The organism is Flavobacterium sp. DW-iso2 (genome assembly GCF_058725285.1).
Map to the genome: position 1 here is coordinate 1 of NZ_JBZXDY010000043.1, position 21140 is coordinate 21140.

General features: G+C 34.1%; 12 protein-coding genes and 2 pseudogenes. 7 read left to right on the forward strand and 7 right to left on the reverse strand.

Features of this window, described 5'->3' with window-relative positions; genetic code table 11:
* Nucleotides 1-78 precede the first annotated feature (78 nt).
* The 3 genes and pseudogenes from AC4PRO_RS17560 to AC4PRO_RS17570 form a co-directional block, all read right to left on the reverse strand.
* Nucleotides 79-1257: pseudogene (locus AC4PRO_RS17560) on the reverse strand (DNA topoisomerase); the annotation flags it as partial.
* Between the two features lie 21 nt (nucleotides 1258-1278).
* Nucleotides 1279-2706: a DUF3945 domain-containing protein gene (locus AC4PRO_RS17565; protein WP_492118308.1), complete on the reverse strand. Its 1428-nt coding sequence runs from the start codon at nucleotides 2704-2706 to the stop codon at nucleotides 1279-1281.
* Nucleotides 2707-2758: 52 nt separating this feature from the next.
* A complete protein-coding gene (locus AC4PRO_RS17570; protein ID WP_492118309.1) occupies nucleotides 2759-3100 on the reverse strand; it encodes a helix-turn-helix domain-containing protein in 342 nt (113 codons plus the stop codon).
* Nucleotides 3101-3537: 437 nt separating this feature from the next.
* Between AC4PRO_RS17570 and AC4PRO_RS17575 the strand changes: the two are divergent.
* The 4 genes and pseudogenes from AC4PRO_RS17575 to AC4PRO_RS17590 form a co-directional block, all read left to right on the forward strand.
* Nucleotides 3538-3864: pseudogene (locus AC4PRO_RS17575) on the forward strand (tyrosine-type recombinase/integrase); the annotation flags it as partial.
* A 614-nt stretch (nucleotides 3865-4478) separates the two neighbouring features.
* Nucleotides 4479-5384 (forward strand): helix-turn-helix domain-containing protein, encoded by a 906-nt coding sequence (locus tag AC4PRO_RS17580; RefSeq protein WP_492118310.1) that lies wholly within the window; start codon nucleotides 4479-4481, stop codon nucleotides 5382-5384.
* Nucleotides 5385-5483: 99 nt separating this feature from the next.
* Nucleotides 5484-6980 (forward strand): MauE/DoxX family redox-associated membrane protein, encoded by a 1497-nt coding sequence (locus tag AC4PRO_RS17585; protein WP_492118311.1) that lies wholly within the window; start codon nucleotides 5484-5486, stop codon nucleotides 6978-6980.
* A gap of 90 nt (nucleotides 6981-7070) precedes the next feature.
* Entirely contained in the window at nucleotides 7071-7334 is a 264-nt protein-coding gene (locus AC4PRO_RS17590) for a hypothetical protein (protein WP_492118312.1), read from the forward strand.
* Nucleotides 7335-7389: 55 nt separating this feature from the next.
* On the opposite strand, the gene AC4PRO_RS17595 is transcribed toward AC4PRO_RS17590, so the two are convergent.
* Genes AC4PRO_RS17595 through AC4PRO_RS17605 form a run of 3 tightly spaced genes read right to left on the reverse strand, consistent with a single transcriptional unit; the run spans nucleotide 7390 to nucleotide 14557 of the window.
* Nucleotides 7390-10059: an alpha/beta hydrolase family protein gene (locus AC4PRO_RS17595; RefSeq protein ID WP_492118313.1), complete on the reverse strand. Its 2670-nt coding sequence runs from the start codon at nucleotides 10057-10059 to the stop codon at nucleotides 7390-7392.
* 1 nt (nucleotide 10060) lies between these two features.
* Nucleotides 10061-11455, reverse strand: coding sequence for a RagB/SusD family nutrient uptake outer membrane protein (locus tag AC4PRO_RS17600; protein ID WP_492118314.1), 1395 nt, complete (start codon nucleotides 11453-11455; stop codon nucleotides 10061-10063).
* A gap of 18 nt (nucleotides 11456-11473) precedes the next feature.
* Entirely contained in the window at nucleotides 11474-14557 is a 3084-nt protein-coding gene (locus AC4PRO_RS17605; RefSeq protein WP_492118315.1) for a SusC/RagA family TonB-linked outer membrane protein, read from the reverse strand.
* Between the two features lie 399 nt (nucleotides 14558-14956).
* Between AC4PRO_RS17605 and AC4PRO_RS17610 the strand changes: the two genes are divergently transcribed.
* The 3 genes from AC4PRO_RS17610 to AC4PRO_RS17620 all read left to right on the forward strand — a co-directional run bounded on the left by AC4PRO_RS17610 (nucleotide 14957) and on the right by AC4PRO_RS17620 (nucleotide 17216).
* Nucleotides 14957-15130, forward strand: coding sequence for a hypothetical protein (locus AC4PRO_RS17610; protein WP_492118316.1), 174 nt, complete (start codon nucleotides 14957-14959; stop codon nucleotides 15128-15130).
* 464 nt (nucleotides 15131-15594) lie between these two features.
* Nucleotides 15595-16017: a helix-turn-helix domain-containing protein gene (locus tag AC4PRO_RS17615; RefSeq protein WP_492118317.1), complete on the forward strand. Its 423-nt coding sequence runs from the start codon at nucleotides 15595-15597 to the stop codon at nucleotides 16015-16017.
* A gap of 482 nt (nucleotides 16018-16499) precedes the next feature.
* Nucleotides 16500-17216 carry a hypothetical protein gene (locus tag AC4PRO_RS17620; RefSeq protein ID WP_492118318.1) on the forward strand — a complete coding sequence of 239 codons (717 nt, stop codon included), beginning with the start codon at nucleotides 16500-16502 and terminating at the stop codon, nucleotides 17214-17216.
* 787 nt (nucleotides 17217-18003) lie between these two features.
* Here AC4PRO_RS17620 and AC4PRO_RS17625 read toward each other — a convergent pair.
* A complete protein-coding gene (locus tag AC4PRO_RS17625) occupies nucleotides 18004-20883 on the reverse strand; it encodes a hypothetical protein (RefSeq protein ID WP_492118319.1) in 2880 nt (959 codons plus the stop codon).
* Nucleotides 20884-21140: the final 257 nt, after the last annotated feature.

Sequence of the window (21140 nt, forward strand, 5' to 3'; positions counted from 1 at the left end):
ATTCGCTTGTACGTTTTTTTCATAATTCAACAAAGATAAAATTTATCATTTGTTGCGTTAGGTTATTGAATTCTCCTATGCGATCATTTCATAAATAGCTTTTTCCTTTGCAGACAAAGCTGATGGAACCTTACCTGTAATCAATAAACCATGGTGATCAGTTACTTTTAAATCGTTAACAATTCGTTTATTTAAACGTCCTATTTTCATTTTAGCAACTACTCCTTTAAATTTCTCCATCTCTTCTAATATCCATATAAGCTTAGAAACTTCTACCCACATATCTTCTGGAATATACTTACTCCCGGTACGAGGGTAACTAATGAATTTATTCTCGTATAGGCTTTGCGCGATATTGAGAGTTTCCTCAGCAGTTAGGTTTAATTTTATGTTAGCCTCTTTCTGTAATGCTGTAAGATCGAATAGCAATGGTGGCTGTTCATTGACTTTTTTTATTTCTATGCCAATTACCGTGGCTATCCCATGTCTCTGTAGCGATTTCAATGCGTCTTCAGCTTGTTTATCTCCATCCCACTTTATTGTGGAAATACTTTTAAAATCAATAAACTCTTTGCGATGTTCCAATTCAATTTGCCAATATTGCTTACTAACAAATGACTTGTTTTCTAAAAATCGTTTGCAAATGATTGCTAGTGTTGGTGTCTGAACCCTTCCCAGAGAATAAATACCAATTCCGTTTGCAATAGTTAATGCTTGTGAGGCATTAATTCCTACTAACCAATCTGCACGGCTTCTACCTAGTGCTGCTTGATGTAAACCATCGAAATCCTTTCCTGGTTTCAAGTTATTAAACCCATTTAGAATGGCTTTTTCAGTTAGTGAACTAATCCATAAACGTTTAAAAGGCTTACTACAATTAAGATATTCATAAATATAACGAAATATAAGTTCACCCTCTCGTCCTGCATCTGTAGCCACAACTATACTTCCACAATTTTTAAAAAGTTGATCAATAACATTCAGTTGTTTTAATGCCCCTAGATCACGAACATAACTTTTATCTTTCTTAACCTTGCGCACTGTTAGCAAGAATGGATTAGGTAATACAGGTAAAGCCTCTCTTTGAAATCCAGTAACACCATAATCTTCTGGCATTGCCAAAGTCACTAAATGTCCAAACGCCCAGGTTACCTGATATCCATTTCCTTTCAGGTAACCCTCTTTCTTTTCTGTAGCTCCTAACAAGATAGCGATCTCTCGAGCAACACTTGGTTTTTCTGCAATTACTACTTTCATTAGATTATGTCTTTAGAATAGTTACATTTTTCGCCCTTTCGATTTAGCTGCTGCTTTTGGCTTATCCTGTTGTTCTTGCTGTTTGGCACTTTCAGGATTATTCTGTTCGCTTTTTAAAGGCTCTTTAATTTTCTTAGTCGCCTCGTTGGTTTTACCTTCTGAGTTAACAGCAACCTGTGTTTTACTTTCCTCTTTAGGTTGTGCTTTCTCTTTTAATTTATTAGGATTATCAAAAGAAAAACCAGTTTTTCCAGTTTCCTTATCAAATGTGATATATCCTTGGTATTCTTTACCTTTCTTGTCAAGCAAACCGCTTAAATAAACTGTCTGTCCGTCATTAAGTTTCTGATATTGTTGTTCGTCTAGCTCTTTTCCTCGGAATACCTGTGGAGCTTCCTTCTGTTGACTTTGTGACTGTTTATTAGTATCTGGTCTATCAAAAAGGAATTCAACGTAACGTTTGTCCGCATTGAATTGAACAGATGCATTAAACGGCTCTCCTTTTTTTGAGATCATACCTTCTATGTGCAAGGATTTACCATCTGCCAAAGTCTGTTTTTGTTGCTCATCTAGCTTTATCCCCTTTATTTCTTCTGGAATTTTAATATGTTCTGTGCGTAGCGCAATAACTTCTTTGGTCAAACGGTCAATGCTAATAATCGAAGGTATTGTTTCCCCCGATTTGGGATTAATCAAATCAACGACTCTGCCCATGTTCCCACTTTTGAGCAAGTTTTCTTTATCTTCTTTTGAAAATTCATGTCCGAAGAATTTGTAATTTAACTGAGGTTCTTTTCGGATGCCATGAATAGAAAGAACTACTTGTCCATTTTCTTTTTCTTGTAGTGATAGCCTAGCGTCCATGCGTGTTATTGAGGTTCCTAAATCAAGACTTATAGGAACTAGTTCATTGGTCTTGTATCCTTTTAATAGTGGATCTAATAAGTTCATTTTTTCGAGACGTTCCTTACTTAATCCCAGATTAGACATTGCTTTCCAATCTATTTGTTCTAATTTGTAGCGGTAATTGCCAGCTTCCGGTGTTGATTGTGTTGTTTTCATCTTATTTTTATTTTCAGGTTTATAATCTACTTTTATTTCATGTTGTTCAAATTGAATCCCTCCCATTTTCGTAGGTTTATCAACTTCTTTTTGCATTCTTTCCGCTATATGTATTGCTTGGTTCTCTGGAACTCTAAAAAAGATAAAATGTGTAGGATCTTTTAATTGCCGGTAAAAGTTAGAGAAAAAATTAGAAAACAAATCACCTTGTTTGTCTACATGCAGAAATTGACTTCCATTTTTTTTATCCGGGACTACTGTTTGTAATTCTTTATCTTTTCCAATTCCCTTAACTATCCTTACTTCCTTTTTTTTACTATCAGATACTAACAAAACATCCGAGAATTGCTCCTCTAATTTCGGATTACTTATAGTTTGTTCGTTCATGTCAGTACTATTTTAAAATTAACTTATTCGAAAATAAATAGTTATGATCAAATTATTCACAGACTGACTTTAGCTGGCAGGTGTTGTCGTTCGTTGGCTTTAAATTTTGTCTAGGAGCATTAAAGCTATCACGTATAAACTGATGAACATCGGATAGTTTATAATAAATTTTTCCACTAATCGTATAATACGGTAGTTTACCAGTTGAACGATAACGCTGAAGGGAACGGTTACTAATTTTCAACATTTGCAGGAGATCCTGATTATCTAGTAGTTCCTCTCCGTCAATGTTATTTCGTTTCCTTTGATTTTCATTAATATGCTCATTCAAAATATCAAAACGATCCATAATACGCTCCATCCACGCTATAAATTCCATTCTATCTATATTCATAGTGATATGTTTTAATAGGTTAAAACTTTTAAATTTCAATATCTTTTTGAAGGATTTAAATATGAAACATGCTTATTCGCAACAGGAATAGTGTTAGTTTAGCACATTTAAATTTGGATTTTAATTAGCTAATAAAATTTTAAAGTTATCTCGATAAATATTAATTATTTATTAAATTCTAAATTGGAAAAAGAATTATCTTTTTGATGGAGTAAATTTTATATAAAAAAGTGGATGAACTTCACAAGTACTTCACAAGTTGTGACAGGTTTATTTTAAGACTAGAAAGAATATTTTAAATTAAAAACAGTAGTAAAACATAATTCCTGCAAAAAATTAAGCCTAGAGTAACTAATGATATACTCTTTAAAAGGTTGACAACAATGTTTGAAATTTAAAGGACTATTATTGTTTTACCGGGTTAGAACGATACCGAGTGCTACAATCAAAATAAATTATTACCCATTTTGAGCAACTAGAAAATGAATGCGTATTTAAAGGAAATTGCCGGCGTTTGTGAAATCGAAAAAGAGCTTAATTTTCACATTGCCCGACACACTTTTGCTACTACAGTAACACTCAAGAACGGAGTTCCTATCGAAAGCGTCAGTAAAATGCTTGGACATAAAAACTTGCATACTACACAACATTACGCAAAGGTGTTGGATAAAAAAGTAAGTGAGGACATTTTGATTTTGAGAAACAAAATATTAAACAGCAACAATGATAAAATTATCAAAAAGGTTAATTATAATTTCCAATAACTGAATTTAGCTCTTAGTGGGTTCAGAATAGTCGGACGTGAAAAATCGATATTGAATTTAAAATTCAAAAAGTAAATAACATAGTGTTGGTTACAAGAATCCAACACTATAAATTTATCTAAACCACAAAAAAAAGAGGCGTTTTAGCCTCTTGTAATCTCTCTACCATTTTACGATAACTCCCTAGTGCTAAAGGCATATAATAGGTTACATTCAACCGCCGGTTAATTGCTCGTCTTTCAGACGCAACGGAACTTTAGCAGAGGTTTTTTTACTTATTTACAGTTTTAAATTTAAATTCACTAGCTTCTTTATATGAGTCAAAAATAAATACTCCCAAATCGACAACAAATACTCCCGAATTGACAACTATATCTCTAATTAATAACAAGATAAAATATACCAGTATATTCAAATTCAATCCATCGCATTCAAATTCAAACAATCCTAAAATTATACTCCTAAAACTAAATTAAGACTATAATCGAACTTAATTTCCCCTATTCAATTCCCGAATTGAACACTATACTTTTAGCTTCAAATAATTTATTTTGATAGGTTTGTACAGGTTTTCCCTTTTCTTCAACCAGCAAATCATTTCAAATTATATAAATATGTCAGAACAATTTAATCAGGACCGGATTAAACGTATTTACCAAATGCTGTTCGAAATGGCATGTGGAAATATGACCTTCCGCATCCAGGATAATAGTAATGATGAATTAAAAAATAGTGCTGAAGCATTAAATAAAATTGCTGAAGAACTCCAAAAAATAAATCTGGCATCAGGATATATAACCGCTTGCTACCAATACCACAATCTAATTCAGTTAACATTTGTATTGGATAATGATTTTGTTTTATTGAGTTTTAATAATGAAGTGCCGCTCACTCTTAAATACAATCCGGATACAATTATCAATACCGACTTTGCTAAATTAATTGCCCAGCAATCGAAAGATATTTGGAACGGTATTCTTGATGAATTAAATAAAAACTCCAATTACAACAATACTTTGCAATTAATTTTCATTACTGGTGATAATCACCTACTGCCGTCATTTTGCACAATATCAAGATTATTATATAGCGATGAAATAATTGTAAGTTCCGTATCAACCCTACTTGAAGACATGCGTAACATTAACGACCGTCTCTCTGGTTCAAAAATCCGTAGACAGAATGAAGTTACTGCGGTACAAAATTTACATGATTATATTTTAAGTCATCTGGATGAACCAGTACCCACTTTACATGACTTAGCACAAATGTTTGCTATTGAAGAACACATATTAAAAAATGGTTTTAAAACTTTTTTCAAAACAAGTGTCTATAACTTTTATCAAGAGGAACGCTTGAAAAGAGCAAATCTAATGATCCAGCAAACATCTGTTTCTTTAAAAGAAATTGCCTATCTGAATGGCTTCAAGGGCTATCTTAATTTTTATAAAGCCTTCAAAAAAAAATTTGGCTACAAACCAAGTGATATTTCAAGACCTGAAGAAGATCTTCAACCCTAATACTTTTGCACTGTTTTATTTTTTGAATAACGAAATGCCTGATTTGCATAATGTTATATGTTTTTTATTTACAATTTTACACCACTAAAAAATAGTAAAATGAAATTAACAGCTACATTCAAAGAGAAATTCACGATTAGTATTAGTTATTTATTCATACTGCTTTTCGTCTATTCAGCAGTCAGTAAACTACTGGATTTTCAAAACTTTCAGATACAGCTTGCTCAATCTCCTTTACTTACTGCCTTTGCTAAATATATTTCTTATGCAGTACTATCAGTAGAATTTGCAATAGCTATTTTGTTATCAATACCAAAAACTAGAATAATCGGCTTGTTTTCGGCATTTGGATTGATGCTACTATTTACAATTTATATCTACATAATACTGAATTACAGCTCATTTGTACCCTGCTCCTGCGGAGGCATCCTTGAAAACATGAACTGGACAGAGCATCTTTTCTTCAATATTGCAATGGTAATACTTGCAGCGACAGCTTTACATCTTTCCAATGATTGGCAGAATAAACCGCGATTTTATATCAGTATACGTCTTGTAGCAATATCGATGCTAAGTATAGTTTTAATGGCTGGGCTGTTTCTTATTTCTGAAGACATGGTGCAACATCGTAATAACTTTGTGAGAAGGTTTCCTCCCTTTCCTGCTAAACGAATTACTGTAGAAAACCTGAAATTCAATTCCTTTTACTTTGCTGGCGAAAGCAATGGTAAACTATTTCTAGGAAATAAATCTGCACCGGCACTAATTACCGAACTGGATACAACACTTAAAGTGATCACAACCCAGCACATCAAGATTAAGGATACGTTGTTCAAATTCCATAATGTTCAATTACGAGTACTTCCACCCCGCTTTTATTTATTCGACGGTACAGTTCCCATAATTTTTAAAGGAAATTTAAGTGATGGAAAAGCCGTTTTACAATCCCGAAAAATCCCCGGTTTCACAAAAGCAGTAGTCATTGATTCAGCAACGCTCATAATTCGAACGCTCAGCAATACTCGAGAAAATCTTTTAGCAACTGTAAACCTCAACGATGGCCAAATTAAAAAATCGGCTCATGAACTTCTTCAGAAACAAATTGATGGATTATTCGATACGGATGGAACAATGCAGTACAGTCAACTGCAAAGAAAATTTGTTTACTTATACTACTACCGCAATCAATATACGGTGACAGATCAATATCTCAACCTTGTGCATCGCGGAAACACAATTGACACCACTTCTAAAGCTAAAATCAAAATTGCATATGTAAAGGCGAAGAAGCAAAGGGTATTTTCAGCACCCCCATTATTGGTAAACAGAGTTAGCGCAATCCATAATAACCTGTTGTTCGTAAATTCAACATTACCTGGGAGATATGATGAAATAAAAATGTGGAAAAATGCAAATGTTATCGATGTATACGACATTCTAACGAAATCTTATCTAATGAGCTTTTACATCTACAAAATTGACGGTGAAAAAATTGACGATATTTTAGTAACCGACACTCATTTGTTTGCAATAATAGGAAGCAGCATTGTTTCTTATAGATTAAGCACAACATTAAAAGATAAATACAACAATTAAATGAAAGACATACCGGCCAGTATCAGGCGTTAGATCGAAAACCTGTAAAAAAGAGTAGATCACATTAGTTAATTTTTAAATTTTAATATTATGAAATCTTTAGCAATTAAAATGATGTTCCCCGTTGTCGCCTTTGTGTTGGCATCGGCAGGTGCAGTAAGCACCAATGATTCGACTACTGCATCTGAAAGCGCGGGCGTGCAGGGTTTTAAACGTACAGCGCCATTCAATTGTCAGCCACAAAAAATCTGTAACAACATCGGTGCGGTGCTTTGTGTTGACGGAGCCGATCAAATGTATGCGAAACCATCGCCAACATCGGATTGTTCTGTATTATTAACACACAAACCTTAAATAACCTTTTAAGGTAAAATTAATGCAGGTCATAATTTCTTATGACCTGCATTTCTTATTGTACTCCTTCACTAATCCATTTTTTTGGGGATTCTCCTTTTAAATAATAGCCAAACCAATCTTCAATTCGATGAGCAAAGTCCTGTTGATTCTCCTTTTTCACCAAGGCATGACCATCTCCGGGATACACTAGCAAGATGATGCTTTTTTTCAATCGTTGCATCGCAAGATAAAAAGCAATACTTTGATAATAATGGATTTGCCTGTCTTCTTCTCCAGTCCAAATGAGCACAGGCGTTTCAATTTTATCGACATAGGTGAGCGGCGAATTACGTTCGTAGCCTTTCCTATCCTCAAACAATGATTTTCCCATACGCCACTGCTGGCTCTCAAAACGCCACATCTCAGGTCTGCCAGCAGTCCAACCTATAGAAAGATACCATCCAGCAAGGTCAAAAACGGAAGCCCCTGATATAGCACTTGCAAATAAATTGGTTTGCCCTAGTATAAAATTAGTTTCATATCCTCCAAAAGAGTGCCCAATTAATCCAATTTTAGAACTGTCGACTACGCCTTTACTTACAACCGCTTTGGTGGCAGCAATGACGCAATCTGCAGCCGATAGTCCCGGATTTCCCAACTCATATTCAATATCAGGGAGCAGCACAAAATAACCTTGAGCAGTTAGGTTAGAGGTATTAAATCCTGCCATATTATGGAGCGATGGATTGATGTAATAATGAAGTAAATAGGATTGCGTTTGGTATATGTGTACAATCATTGGATACTTCTTTTCTGGATTATAAGCTGCAGGATAATACAAGATCCCAGTTAAAAGTGTGTTTTTTGAATCCCGATAATAGATCTTTTCCTGCTTTGCCCACGCATATTTATAATGCTGTAAATTACTCTGATAGAGTTTTTCACTCGTCCCTTCCTTGCCCATGCTTATGCTTAATTCTGGCGGACTATTATATTTCTGTGATTCATAAACATACGCATTCGCTTTGCTGGCTTTTAGTATTTTTGTAGTAAGAAAATTACCAAAAACAATCGGTTCTACGTTCTTTTTTGGACCAAGAATAAAGTAACCACTTTCATTATTCCTTTTTGCACTTAACATTATTTTATTTTTAGTATTGATCGCTGCATCAATATGTCCAGTAAAATAGGGTACAAAAAATTCGCTATCAACTGGCGGAGCTATCCGAAATGTAATACCCGACTCCTTCCCCCTAGTAAGTCGAACAGCTTTATTTTCTTTAAAATCTATTTGCCAAATATCAAACCGGTCATAAAGTAGAATACATTCGTCATGAATACCCCAGCCTACAATCCGGTAGTTAATTTGCCAAATTTTATCTTCCCAATCCGCTAATTGTAATCCGTGCCTTCCTGTAATATTAGAATGGGTACGAGTCAAAAAATTATACACCCACCAGTCGTTATCTTTAAAATAAGCAAAGTATTTTCCACTGGGTGACAAACTTGATGCCTCTAGTTCTGTAGACTGGTTTTCTAAAAGCAAATTTTTCCTTCCCGTTTCTAAATCAGTAACATAATAGTTTACATTGCGATCCAGTTTGTATTGCGGTCCTAAATCTTTCGTATTATAAGTAATAGCAAAATCTTCACTAGCATTCAGAAAACCAAAGGGTTTACTTTCATCGGTAATTAGCATAAAACGATCTTGCTCCGGCCACCATGCTGCGATTCTGGTGTTAAATTCGACATCCCCCACAGTCTGCCTTTCAGAATAAACAACCGCATCATTGCCATTCCACACCTGTGCCCCATCAAACTTTTCTGCAATAGCAATTTCCTTTTTAATAGTAAAAAATACCCTTTTACCATCTGGAGAAAGAGTCAAACCACTCGCGAATTCGCTTTCCACATAGTAACCATCTGGAATTTTATTGGGCTCCAACTGAAATAATGTAGTATTCTTTACAGAAAAACAGAAAACAGCCGGACGATTAATTCCACTGATACTATCTTTATTTTCTCTAAGAAAAGCAACAGATTGACCATCAGCATTCCATATCAGTTGCGAAAATTTCCCACTACCACTTTCAGCTACTACTGATTTCCCTATTGTTGACCCAAAGGTCACCATCAGTACTTGGTAAACGCCACCGTTTTCAATGGTACAGACAAGCGCATCCTTGGAACTACTCATACGGAATTGATCAATCCCAGCGATGCTTTGCAGTAGCTCTCCTCCACTATTCCTGAGTTGTAATACGCGCTTCTTCGCTTTTCCTTCCACAGTAATCAAATAGTTACCATTTCCCGAAAAGGAATACGTTTCCACATCTTCAATTACGTTGATCTTATCCTTCTCCAAATCAAGAAGAGATAGTCGTCCATCAGTATCACGGCAGACAAATTGACGTTCCCCGCTAAATGCTCCCGCATTGGATTTAGCAAAAGTATACATCTTCTTTCCATCACTTCGCTTCACAAAAAGCGTATCAGGGCTTTCGTCATAGCGCATCGCATAGCTTACCCAGTTCCCTTTATCAGATATTTTGTCAGTATAAAGCGTTCCCCACAAATGATAATCAGTTTCTGTAACTGCTTTTTTTACTAGTACCTGCCCATAATTCGGGCAAGCAACTAACAAAAAAATTAAAAAATTAACCCATCGGCAAATAGTGCCAAATAGTATCGTATTGGTCTTTCTATCGATTAATCGTAGAGTACCGTTGTTGTAATTGATCATATTAATATCCAGAATTTTGAGGTTTTAGAAATGGATTTACTAGTAATTCAGACTGTGGCAAAGGCCATAATTGGTCGGTTGCATTCCATCCAGGTTTCGTACCCAAAACAGCTTCCAGCTTCCCAAAACGCTTCAGATCAAAAAAACGATGCCCATACTCGGTAAATAATTCAACCTTGCGTTCTTGTAATACGGCTTCAAGTAAAGCTGTTTGAGTAGTAGCATCCGTATCTGGTAGGCCTGCCGTATGTCTTATTTTGTTTAAATCTTCTTTGGCACCTATCATGTCTCCTTGCCTAGCACGTGCTTCTGACCGAATCAGGTACTGCTCTGCTAGTCTGAAAATAATGGAGTATTTTAATGAGGAACCGCTAGCAATGTCTTGCTTGTATTTATAAGGATGATACCAAAGGTCACCTCCTTCGGTAACCGTCTTAATCCAATGACTCTTTCTCAAATCGTTGGTCTCAAATTGGGATACAAAATTATCCGACAAGGCAACCAGCTCTGGCGGACCGGAAAAGAAAATAAAGGTGCTGCCTTCATCAGTATTCGCACCTTCACTTCCAGAAGCAAGTTGCCATATAGTGCTAGTACTTTCTTTTAGAAATACGGAGTCAAGATTATCATCCCAAATATAAAGCGAAGCATCATTCAATACTGCTGAGGCCATATTCGCTGCTTCTGCAAAATCACCATGGTACAAGTACACGCGTGCAAGCAATGCCTGAGCTGTCGCCTTATTGGGGCGAGTTCGGTCTGCTTTACTATAGTCTGCAGGTAGTAAGGTAATAGCGGTTTCAAGATCGGCAATGATGTTTTTATAAACGACTTCGGTCCCCATTCTCGGCACTGTACTATTGTAAACATAATCGGTTGTGGATACATAAGGCACATCCCCAAAAAGATTTACGAGGTAAAAGTGCGTTATGGCTCTTGCAAAAAGTGCCTCACCCTGCAATTGATTTTTATCACTTGGCGCTAATGAAGCCGAATTACCTACTCCTTCAAAAATAGCATTGGCAGCATAAATCTGATTATAGGAACTGTTCCATAATAGGGAAACAAAAGCATCAGAGGCAAGCAGTGAATTGTTATAAAAATCGGCTGTGGTATACGCCCCGTTTTCATAAGAAACCAATTCATCAGCATATGTACCCAACAGGCAAGAAAGCCCAAAAGATTTTCCGGTTAACAGTCCGTTCTCTCTCATTTGTGCATAAACATCAACCATAGCTGCATTGGCCGTGGTAGCATTCTCAAAAATTGCGTTTGTAGTCAGCTGCGAATTAGGTTGGTCGATTGTAACAAAATCGTCACAGCTAACAATGAAAAGAAAAGAAAACAAAGCCAGCAGCTTCATAGTATATTTTCGCGTTCGTATTAGATTTTTCATGAGTTTGGATTTTAAAAATTAAAAAGTAAGTTGCACTCCAGCTGAGATAACACGCAATGGCGGTAAACTGCCCCCTTGCGTAAACTCAGGATCTGCGCCCTTGTAAGAAGTGATCGTAAGGAGATTTTGTGCCTGCAGTGACAAACGACACCCTACTTGTGGTAACAATTCACGTGGAAAACCGTAAGAGAGTGAAATGTTTTTAAGCCGTATATAAGAGGCATCACTTACAGCACCGTCACTCAACCCAAAATATTCACTAGCCTGCATAACTTGTTGGTCACTGCCAGTAGTATACCTCTGATATGGAGCCAAATCCCCAGCCTGATGCCAGCTATTGACATAAGCTGATGGTTGATTAATCAACAATCCGGCAAAGCGCTGCGTATTGGCAAAATTGAAATTCTCTTGTTTAACAAACTGGAATAGAAAATCCAATTGTAAGCCTTTAAAAACAAACAGGTTTTGCAGTCCACCATAATATTTTGGGTTAAAATCCCTAACGGTTTCGCGATCATTTTCGAAAGATATAACTCCATCCCCATTCACATCTTTAAATTGGTACAGTCCAGTTTGCGGATCGACTCCAGTAAAATGAAATAGTTTTCTTATTGTCGTAGGTTGTCCTATTACATAATCGCTTCTGTAGCCAGAAGATTCTAAATCAGGAAAAGAAACCAATCTATTGGTCGCGCTGGTTATATTAAAATTAGTCGTCCACGAAAAATTATTAGTTTTAATCGGTACTAAGCGCAGCGTAGCTTCAAAACCAGTATTTTCAACAGTCGCATTTAAATTGGCTTGGATACTACTAAAACCTGTGGTTCCTGCTAAAGGTAAACCAACCAGCTGGTTGGAGGAACGATTTTGATACCAAGCGGTTGTCAAAAAAATACGATCATTAAAAAATCCAAGCTCTAATGCAGCTTCAAATTTTTTATTAGTTTCCCACCCAAAATCAGTATTATAAAGTCGCGCAGGCTGCAAACCATTGGTACCTCCATATTGATATCCAGAGGAACTATAGGTATTTAAAAACTGGTAATCCCCTATTTGATCATTACCGGTAGTACCATAACTGGAACGTAGTTTTCCAAAACTAAGCCATTCCATGTTTTCAGCTAGCAGTGGCTCTTTATAAAACAACCAAGCCCCGCCTATGGCTCCAAAAGTAGCAAACTGCTTTCCTGGTCCAAAACGGCTAGAACCATCCCTCCTACCGGTGAGATTTACAATATACTTGTCGACAAAGGTGTAATTAGCTCGTCCAAAAAAAGCTTGATATTTATAAAGTATAGCATCATTATTCAAAATCAGTGTCACCGATGCCGACGCCAAGTCAGATAGCAAGCTATTACTTGTAAATCCACTGGCGAGGCTAAGTAACTTTTTGCTATCTTGGTTTTGATAGCTGGCTCCTACCAACACATCAATTTTTGAATTCCCAATAGCCGTTTGCCAGTTCAATTGTGGCTCAACAATCCAAGAACGCCTACTAAACGAATTAATAAAAATAGAGGAATATTGACTGCCTAAATTATAAGCAGGATTATACACAGTAGAAGGTATAGAACGATTGTCCTCATTATGAAGGTCGGTAAATCCTAGACTTGTCTTAAATTCCAAGTTTTTGGCCACTTGATAGGAAAGCAGACTATTCACTATAAGGTCAGTGGTTTGAGCGATATTTTTGCTTTCTAAATTGGCCAATGGGTTTTCCCAAGTACTGTTCTCCCAGTTCAACTTGTTATCCGCATCATAAAGTGCGGGAGCATTCGGTACAAGTTGCCTCGATAAGGTCACAAAGTCAATCCATGGCAAGTCGTTGTGCTGCGCGGTATAGCTTCCCGAAAAAGTAATACGAAACTTTTTGTCCTCGGAAGCATGGTCAAAACTAAGTCGAGCACCTCCTCTTTTATATAAAAAATCTCCGGGGAATACGCTGCTTTCCGTTCGATAATTACCACTAAAGAGATATTTAGTTTGTTCAGAACCACCACTAACCGAAGCCTGCAATCCCATGACTTCAGACGTCCCTCCTATCAGTTTCTTTTGCCAATCTGTATAACGGCTCGGATCCCAAGTACCGTTCACATCATAGGCATTTGCGGGATAGCTATCAATACCGTCATTGGCAAAAGCTTCCTGACGCATCGCTAAATACTCTTCAGTATTCATCAGAGGCATCATCTTGCTAACCGTTCCGCTACTGTGATTGCTGTTAATTGTGAAGGTGGTTTTGCCCGCTTTCCCTTTTTTAGTGGTAATCAGCACTACGCCATTGGCACCACGAGAACCATAAATAGCTGTGGCATCAGCATCCTTTAATATATCAAGGCTTTCAATATCGCCAGGATTAATACTCCCTAATGGGTTGCCATCCCCAGGAATAGATGTCGAAGTTTGGCGATCGCTAATCGGATCAGACGAATAGGGAACTCCGTCAATAACAAAAAGAGGCGCATTCGCTCCCTCACGGAGACTGTTTAATCCTCGAATGTTGATACTGAATCCACCACCTGCAATCCCACTTTCCTGTACAATATTCACCCCCGCCATCCTTCCTTGCATAGTCGCAAGCACATTTGTGACCGGTTGCGTTTCAATAGCCCCCGCCGTAATTCTAGCAATACTTCCTGTACGCTCACTTTCTTTTACGCTGTAATAACCTGCATTGACACGAACTTCCTGTAAGTTGGTAGCGTCCTCTTGAAGCTGGATATTAAGTATTGTTTGATTATTGACAGCGACAGCAATCGTTTTGTATCCTATAAAGGAGAACACAAGTACATCTGTAGGTAAAGCATTTATGGAGTAGTGTCCATCAAAATCAGTAAGGACTGCTGTACTTTTTCCTTTAATAGAAACGGTAACTCCAGACAAGGGATTTCCCTTATCCGTTACTGTTCCCGTAATTTGTTTAATCTGAACTTGTTCAATCTGAACTTGTTTCAGATTCTCCTTTCGCAAGCTATTGCCCACTTTGAGCAAAGTCGTAGGGGTTATGGGCGTATTAGCAAGAGTAACACTAGTATTCAGTAGTATGCAAATAAGCAGATACCAAAATACCGCCCTACCCTTGTTTAATGAAATATTTTTCATAATATTGGTTTAGTTAATGTAAATGAATTTTTTTGTTAGCTATAGGTCCTCTATACAGTTGTCCAGACGGTGAGAGGGCCTTTTTTTTATGTGTTTAGCCATGAAGGGTTTTGTTTTTTTATTTGATCATAGGCGTTTTTTAGAGTGATGAGTTATAGGTTATGAGTTGTTATTAATACTAAATAAGCTGAAGCTGTTTTAAATCTTTAAAAACAGTTGCAACCATATAACCACAGGCATATTATTGCTATTAAAGCGACTATTAATGCAATTTGTATTTGTTTGTAGTATTTCATCTTTGCAATTTTTGTATATTATGGGTTATCTCATCGCTGCAATCTGCAATCTGACCAATGTTGGCTATTACTATTGACATTGTAATTAAAATTGCTATTGTCATTGATATTGCTATTAACATTGCTATTGTCATTGCTATTGCTATTGCTATTTTCTATTATTGACATTGCTATTAAAATTGTAATTGCTATTGTTATTGCTATTGTCATTGCTATTGTCATTGTCATTGACATTGCTATTGTCATTGACATTGACATTGACATTGTTATTCCATAGGTAGCTGGGTTTTAAAGTTTTTTAAAAAGGAAAATACACTGCCGTTGGCAGTTGCAGCCCGACGCAGACAGTGCATTTCCAAACTAACTAATTCAACAAATTAATTTGCGTGCGAGACTTTAAATAAGAAGGAAGATTGGCTAAGAATGGCAACTGGGTTTGTGCCAATAAAAAATGGCATGGAACTCAGCTTACTGCACTAGAGGTATTGGCCATACCTTACCACAAATAAGTGAGCCCACGCCATGGGACGTGAGCATCATACTTATCATCTCGTGGTAATTTGAAAAGGCCAATTTTCTAGTACGAGATTCAAAGCGAATGCTTCAAATATTTTTACATGAAGAAACGCAAAATTACAATTCATTACTGAATTTTAAACAAATATATAAAATATTATCACATATCAATAGGTATGTGATAATAAATTTTAAAATCCCTTCATTGCCAACTAATTTATAATCATGATTGTAGAAATAGTAACAGCAGAAATCGATTTTCGAACCAAGGAAAATATTAGGTACGCAAGAATAAAAGCAGGGATTGATCAAGTTACGCTTGCTCAAAGGATTGGTGTATCAGAAGGCTATATTGGAGGTATTGAAAATCCAAAAAATTCTGCTAAAGCGAACATAAGGTTACTTTCTAGAATTGCAGTAGCATTAGGACTTGATTCTTATAGTGAAATAATGCCAAAAGAAATCATAGAAAATGATATAGTCAGATTAAGACTTGATTTATTTAATACCAATACTAGAAATCAAGTTGTAGATGCTAATGGAAATGTACCTGAAAGATTAAAAGTACTCTCTAAAGTTAAACTTTCGGAAAAGGAATATCAATTTTTTAAGGATAGAAAGCAAGCATATTGCACTATAATAGAATAATTATAAAAACTTTTTCCGATAACACATAAGGTAATAAAGATGCCTTGGCATCTTTATCTTTTTTTAAATAACACTTCTAATTTGCATATTGAATTTTCCAAAATGCATATCATATAAAAATTTAAAAACCTATTTTGATCTAATTAAAGATTCAAAATATGGAATGGTATGAAATTACAGGGCTAATTGTGATTTATGTAATTGGCGTTTTTATAGCTATATGTACTAGAGAGGGAAATTTTATGAACATTTGAGGAATAAGCCTTGTAATTATAGTTGGAAAGGAAGAAGAAATAGAAAGATGCTGTGTGGTGTCTTTTTTTGTTGTTAAGAATAAGAAAGTCCTTCTGATGATTTGTAAATAAATAATTATATTTTAGCTGAAATTTTAACACACAATACAACTGCGGCAACCAGCCTAAATTTGGGTGTATACACGTAGTTTTATTGCGTATATAAACAATTTAGCAACAATTTTTACAATGAGACTTATAAAACAAATTATCAAAGAATTTTGGCTTCAAATAGTTCTAAGTACTATATGGGCATCTTACAAAATTTATTTATCAAAATCTCCAGAAAATCTAATTCTATTATTTATTACTAATTTTTCTACTGCTTTATTTTTGACAAGTTGGATGATAGGACAAACTATTCGGATTAAGAAGCAACAAAAAATTGAAGATGAATTCAGTCATATCAAAACTGAACTTTCAACATTATTAGGGAAAATCGAGCACCAAACTGAGCAATTAATAGGCTACTCCCTAGGCGGTGATAGCTTTGCGTACTTACTTCCGGTCATACATTCAAAAAATGAAATTTCTTTAGAATTAATAAACGATTCTAAATATCCTGTTTTTGATATTACAGGTCAATGGTTAGATATGGATCAAGTCCCAAATTTAGATGGAAAAGGTCGTTTGTATCAACGAATCCCTTTTAATTTGAGTGATCTTTATCCAGGTATGATGAAAAAAGCTCTTACTTTTGACATGTCTAACAAAGATAGTCTAAGAATAAATGTCTTCATGTTCTCAAGAAATAGTCGTTCAGTTAACCAAAATTTTATAATAAAACGTGAAGGAGAGAATATAAAAATTGCCCACAATATTACTTCAGAAGATTATTCAAAAGTGGAAATCCCAGCCGATTTTCCAGGATACGACATCGAAGATCCGAATAATGTTTTCCATTAAAACTGTTCCTAACAGCTAATATTTCGTTGCGTTCGCAGCACGAACAATGAAAGCAGTGTTGAACGGAACCGGAGGTAGTTAAAAAAAATAATCTTAGTTTAAATCATAGATATTTACATTCTAATTAACAAAAATCAATTCGTTTAGAGGTTTTTAGACGTACTGACGTTAGCTGTTATTCCCCCCAAGACTCCCGCCCTGACCCCGTAAGCTAACGATCGTTGCGTAAAAATTCTTAAATTAGCTATGCTCAATGCAAGGCCGATTAAAAACTGTTGCGTAATAGCACGTGCGTCATTCTGGTTGGCAAGCGTGTGATGACCCCGGTGGTGGTCTCGTCTTAAAACGAAAACCCCGATTAGAATATTCTATTTATCCGTAAGAGCTTCCTCTTTGAGCATTTTATTAACCCGACCGCGCTGATATACCACAATCGTTAGCATAGTTTTGCAAACGGTACCCAAAACGGTGAGCAAATAATACAATACATGACCGCTTGGATATGCTAGTTGTCACTCGCTTCGTTAGCAGAATGCATTCTGTGCCCACAAAGATTATCTCATCCTAAAATAAATCTAATAAACGAATTGCTAAATAATTCTCTAAAAAAGCCCCTATAAATTACTAAGCGTTTCATGAGGTATTAGTCTCCGGATCTTTCAAAAATGATGCAAAGTACAAACCATCTTTAAGTACTATTGTCCATACTAATTTATAAATATTTGATTAATATAACAACGTAATGGATTTAGATTACTTGTAATACGTGCATATTAATACTTTTTTATCATAATATATTTTTATAATATATCTCTGAAATTTTAGAGTTATATTCTTTTTTAAGTTCAATATCTAGGTCCCTAATTAAAGGTTTAATTCCTTTAAGGCTTTTTAATATATAAACATTATCACAAGCTAATATCCATTTTGCATCAAAGTTTTTATAATCATATTCATTAGGGTTTAATAACCATTTTTCAAATTCGGAAATATGAGTGAAACCTTCTAATAGTTTGGACTTTCTATCAATTTTTAGAATGTTTAATAAAATTATAAAGTTATAAAATGAATGTCCTTCAAAAACAGGTTTTCCTTCATTAAACTCATTTTTAAAACCTTCTTCTCTATTAAGTTTTATTATTGCTAGATATTGTTTAAAGTAATCTTTCTTTTTATAATCATATAATTTCATTCTAATCAAATCATCATAAATTTCATAATGGAACTCTTGATCCAACATTTCTTCAATTTCTATGTTTAAAATTTGTTTACATTGATCATCAACTATATTCAATAAAAAACACACCGATCTCCATTTATGAATACCTTCAATATTTCCAATTACTTTTTTTATTAATCGTTTTTTATTAATTTTTTCATCTGGAAAGAACTTATGTAAAGCTAATGAAGTGTCTTTTAATAATCCTTCATACTTATTATTGTTCGGTTTATCTCTATCAATAGCTATTTCTAATATTTTAATCAACTGATCTGGTAAAAAAGAATCTCCCTTTTTCTGAATAAATTCACCTAACTCTTCTAGATGATTCCATGCTAAATGATCCTCAACTAATAGATAATTAATAATAACTTGGTAAAATGAACTAAACGTTTTTTCTGAAATATTAATTTTTGATAAAAGTGTGAATGAATTCGAAACCAATTCCGTATATCTTCCATTAAATTGAAAATCAATCAAATACTCTTCAGTAATACTGTTTTTATAAGGTGAATTAGCGAACATTCCTTTTTCAAAGTATGATTTTAATAGATTTGTCATAGTATTTGCTAATTTTAATTCGCTGTCTTCATCAATTTTTATTAATTCAATTTTTGAAAATAGTTTTTTAAATTCAGTAGAATCTACATTGACGAGAAACTCAATCAAGGTGGATGAATTGAAAGAATTTAATCCTTCTCCCTTTGTTAGATAACTTTCTAAAAAGCCTTTAAAAATTTTGCCAATAAGTAATTTATAATCATGGAATACATTATAAATAATTCTATTTTTGTTTAGATGTAATTGAAGTCTATTATATTCAGTAGCTAACTCGTTAATGTAGTTTGAACCAAAACGACTATGATTATCTCCTCTATCATATAATATTTTTAAATTAGTTATTTGCTCTACTAATTTATCAACTTCATTCTTTACAGATAAAAATAACTTATTATCTTTGATGTTATGAAGGTAATTTCTAACATCATCACTTATGTTATATTCTATTTCTTCATAAAGAATTTTGTTTAAATCTATGTTTCTTATTTCTTCTTTAATTTCAAAACTATCTGCTAAATTCTCGTCCTCCCAAACTAAATTTAGCAAATATTTCATATTTAATTTTGCTAAAAAATATTCAACTTCAAAACCTTCTTTTCCTTTAATTTTTTCACTTAAAGTCTTATAAATATTAAAAGCGTCCTTATAGTTATTTGCTGAAACAAGATAATTACCATAGGCATATTCTAATGTTAAATGCTCTTCTTTATTTTTCGCAACTTTTAGTTTACTTAAAAGATGTTTAAAATCAAGGGTGTCAAAATTGCATGAAACACAATCACAAGAAGTATATTTTAATATATCAATACTTTTGGTAAAACCCTCTTCTTTAGTAAAATGAAAATGATGCTTGTGTGAAAAACCAATTCCATTTGATCTTGCGATAATTATTTTTTTATAATCTTGAATACAGCTTATTTCAGTTATTTGTGAATGATTTAGAACTTTTATAAATTCATTAATTTTGTCTTTATATTCAATTACTTTGCTGTCTTCTAATTCTGTCTTTAATTTTTCTGAAATAATTATTAAGCCATCATTAAAATCTAAACCTTCAAATAGTTCATGAATCTTTGGATTTATGGTAAGCAGATTATTATCTCTAAAGTGCCATACGTTTTCATTTAGTATATTAAAAGGTTTCATACTAGCCAAATAATTAGGGTCAATGTACTGTAAACCTTTAAATTGAATTAAGGAAAAATATATTTCATCTAGAATATGTCTAGGTTTTTCATTTTCTTTTATTTTTTTACAACTAATTTCGTAAAGTTTATCAGTGCTTGATCTTTCTTCTTTAGTTATAAAACGGTCTTTGTGAAATATAAATAAAATTTCTTTAAGTTTATTTTCATCGATTAAATCTTCTAGAAAAAACAATTGATAATTTCCTTGATACTTTGAAGAATAAAACCTTATTTCCTTAAAATTTGAAACAATTACCCACTTACAGTTTACACCCATTTTAGTTGCGTATTCAAATGCTTGCGTTACGGGAGATTTGGAATCTATTCTATTTTGTTTTTTATCAAGGTCAATGCGGGCATCCTTAATTTCAATTACTGCTCTAACATCATTAAGCTCCTTACTTTTCGAAAAAAAACCTAATACACCATCTGGTTTAGTTCCGTCTACTAATGTTTTTGCTTCTTCTCTTAAAGTCCAATAGTTTGAGTTTCCGTAATTAAACCCTAAAATATCACCAAAAAATTCATTTAAAAATCTTGATTTAAATTCTTCCTCTTTTAAACTATCTATTTTTCCTGAATTTAGTTCCTTTATTAAACCGTCAATAATAGTTCTAGCTAACCTTATATTAGGCACATTAGATAATTTGAAATTTGGAATATAATTTGAAAGAAAATCTTGTGTAAATAAAGGTTGCATATCTATAAAATGTGTTTAAAAAATAAAGATATTAATTAGTAAGGGGATTTTTTGATATTGTCAATTTTCTTTCTACTTTTTTCGTATAAAAGTAAAATTACGTTTTAAATTTTTTTTTAAAATATCATCAATTTATTCAAACCCCGACCGCTCGGATATTTTAGTTATCGTTCGGTCCGTTAGCGCATTCTATGATAAAAAACAAGAAAAAATGTAAAATTTAACAGGCAAATTTATGTGTATTTATGTAGGGAGTT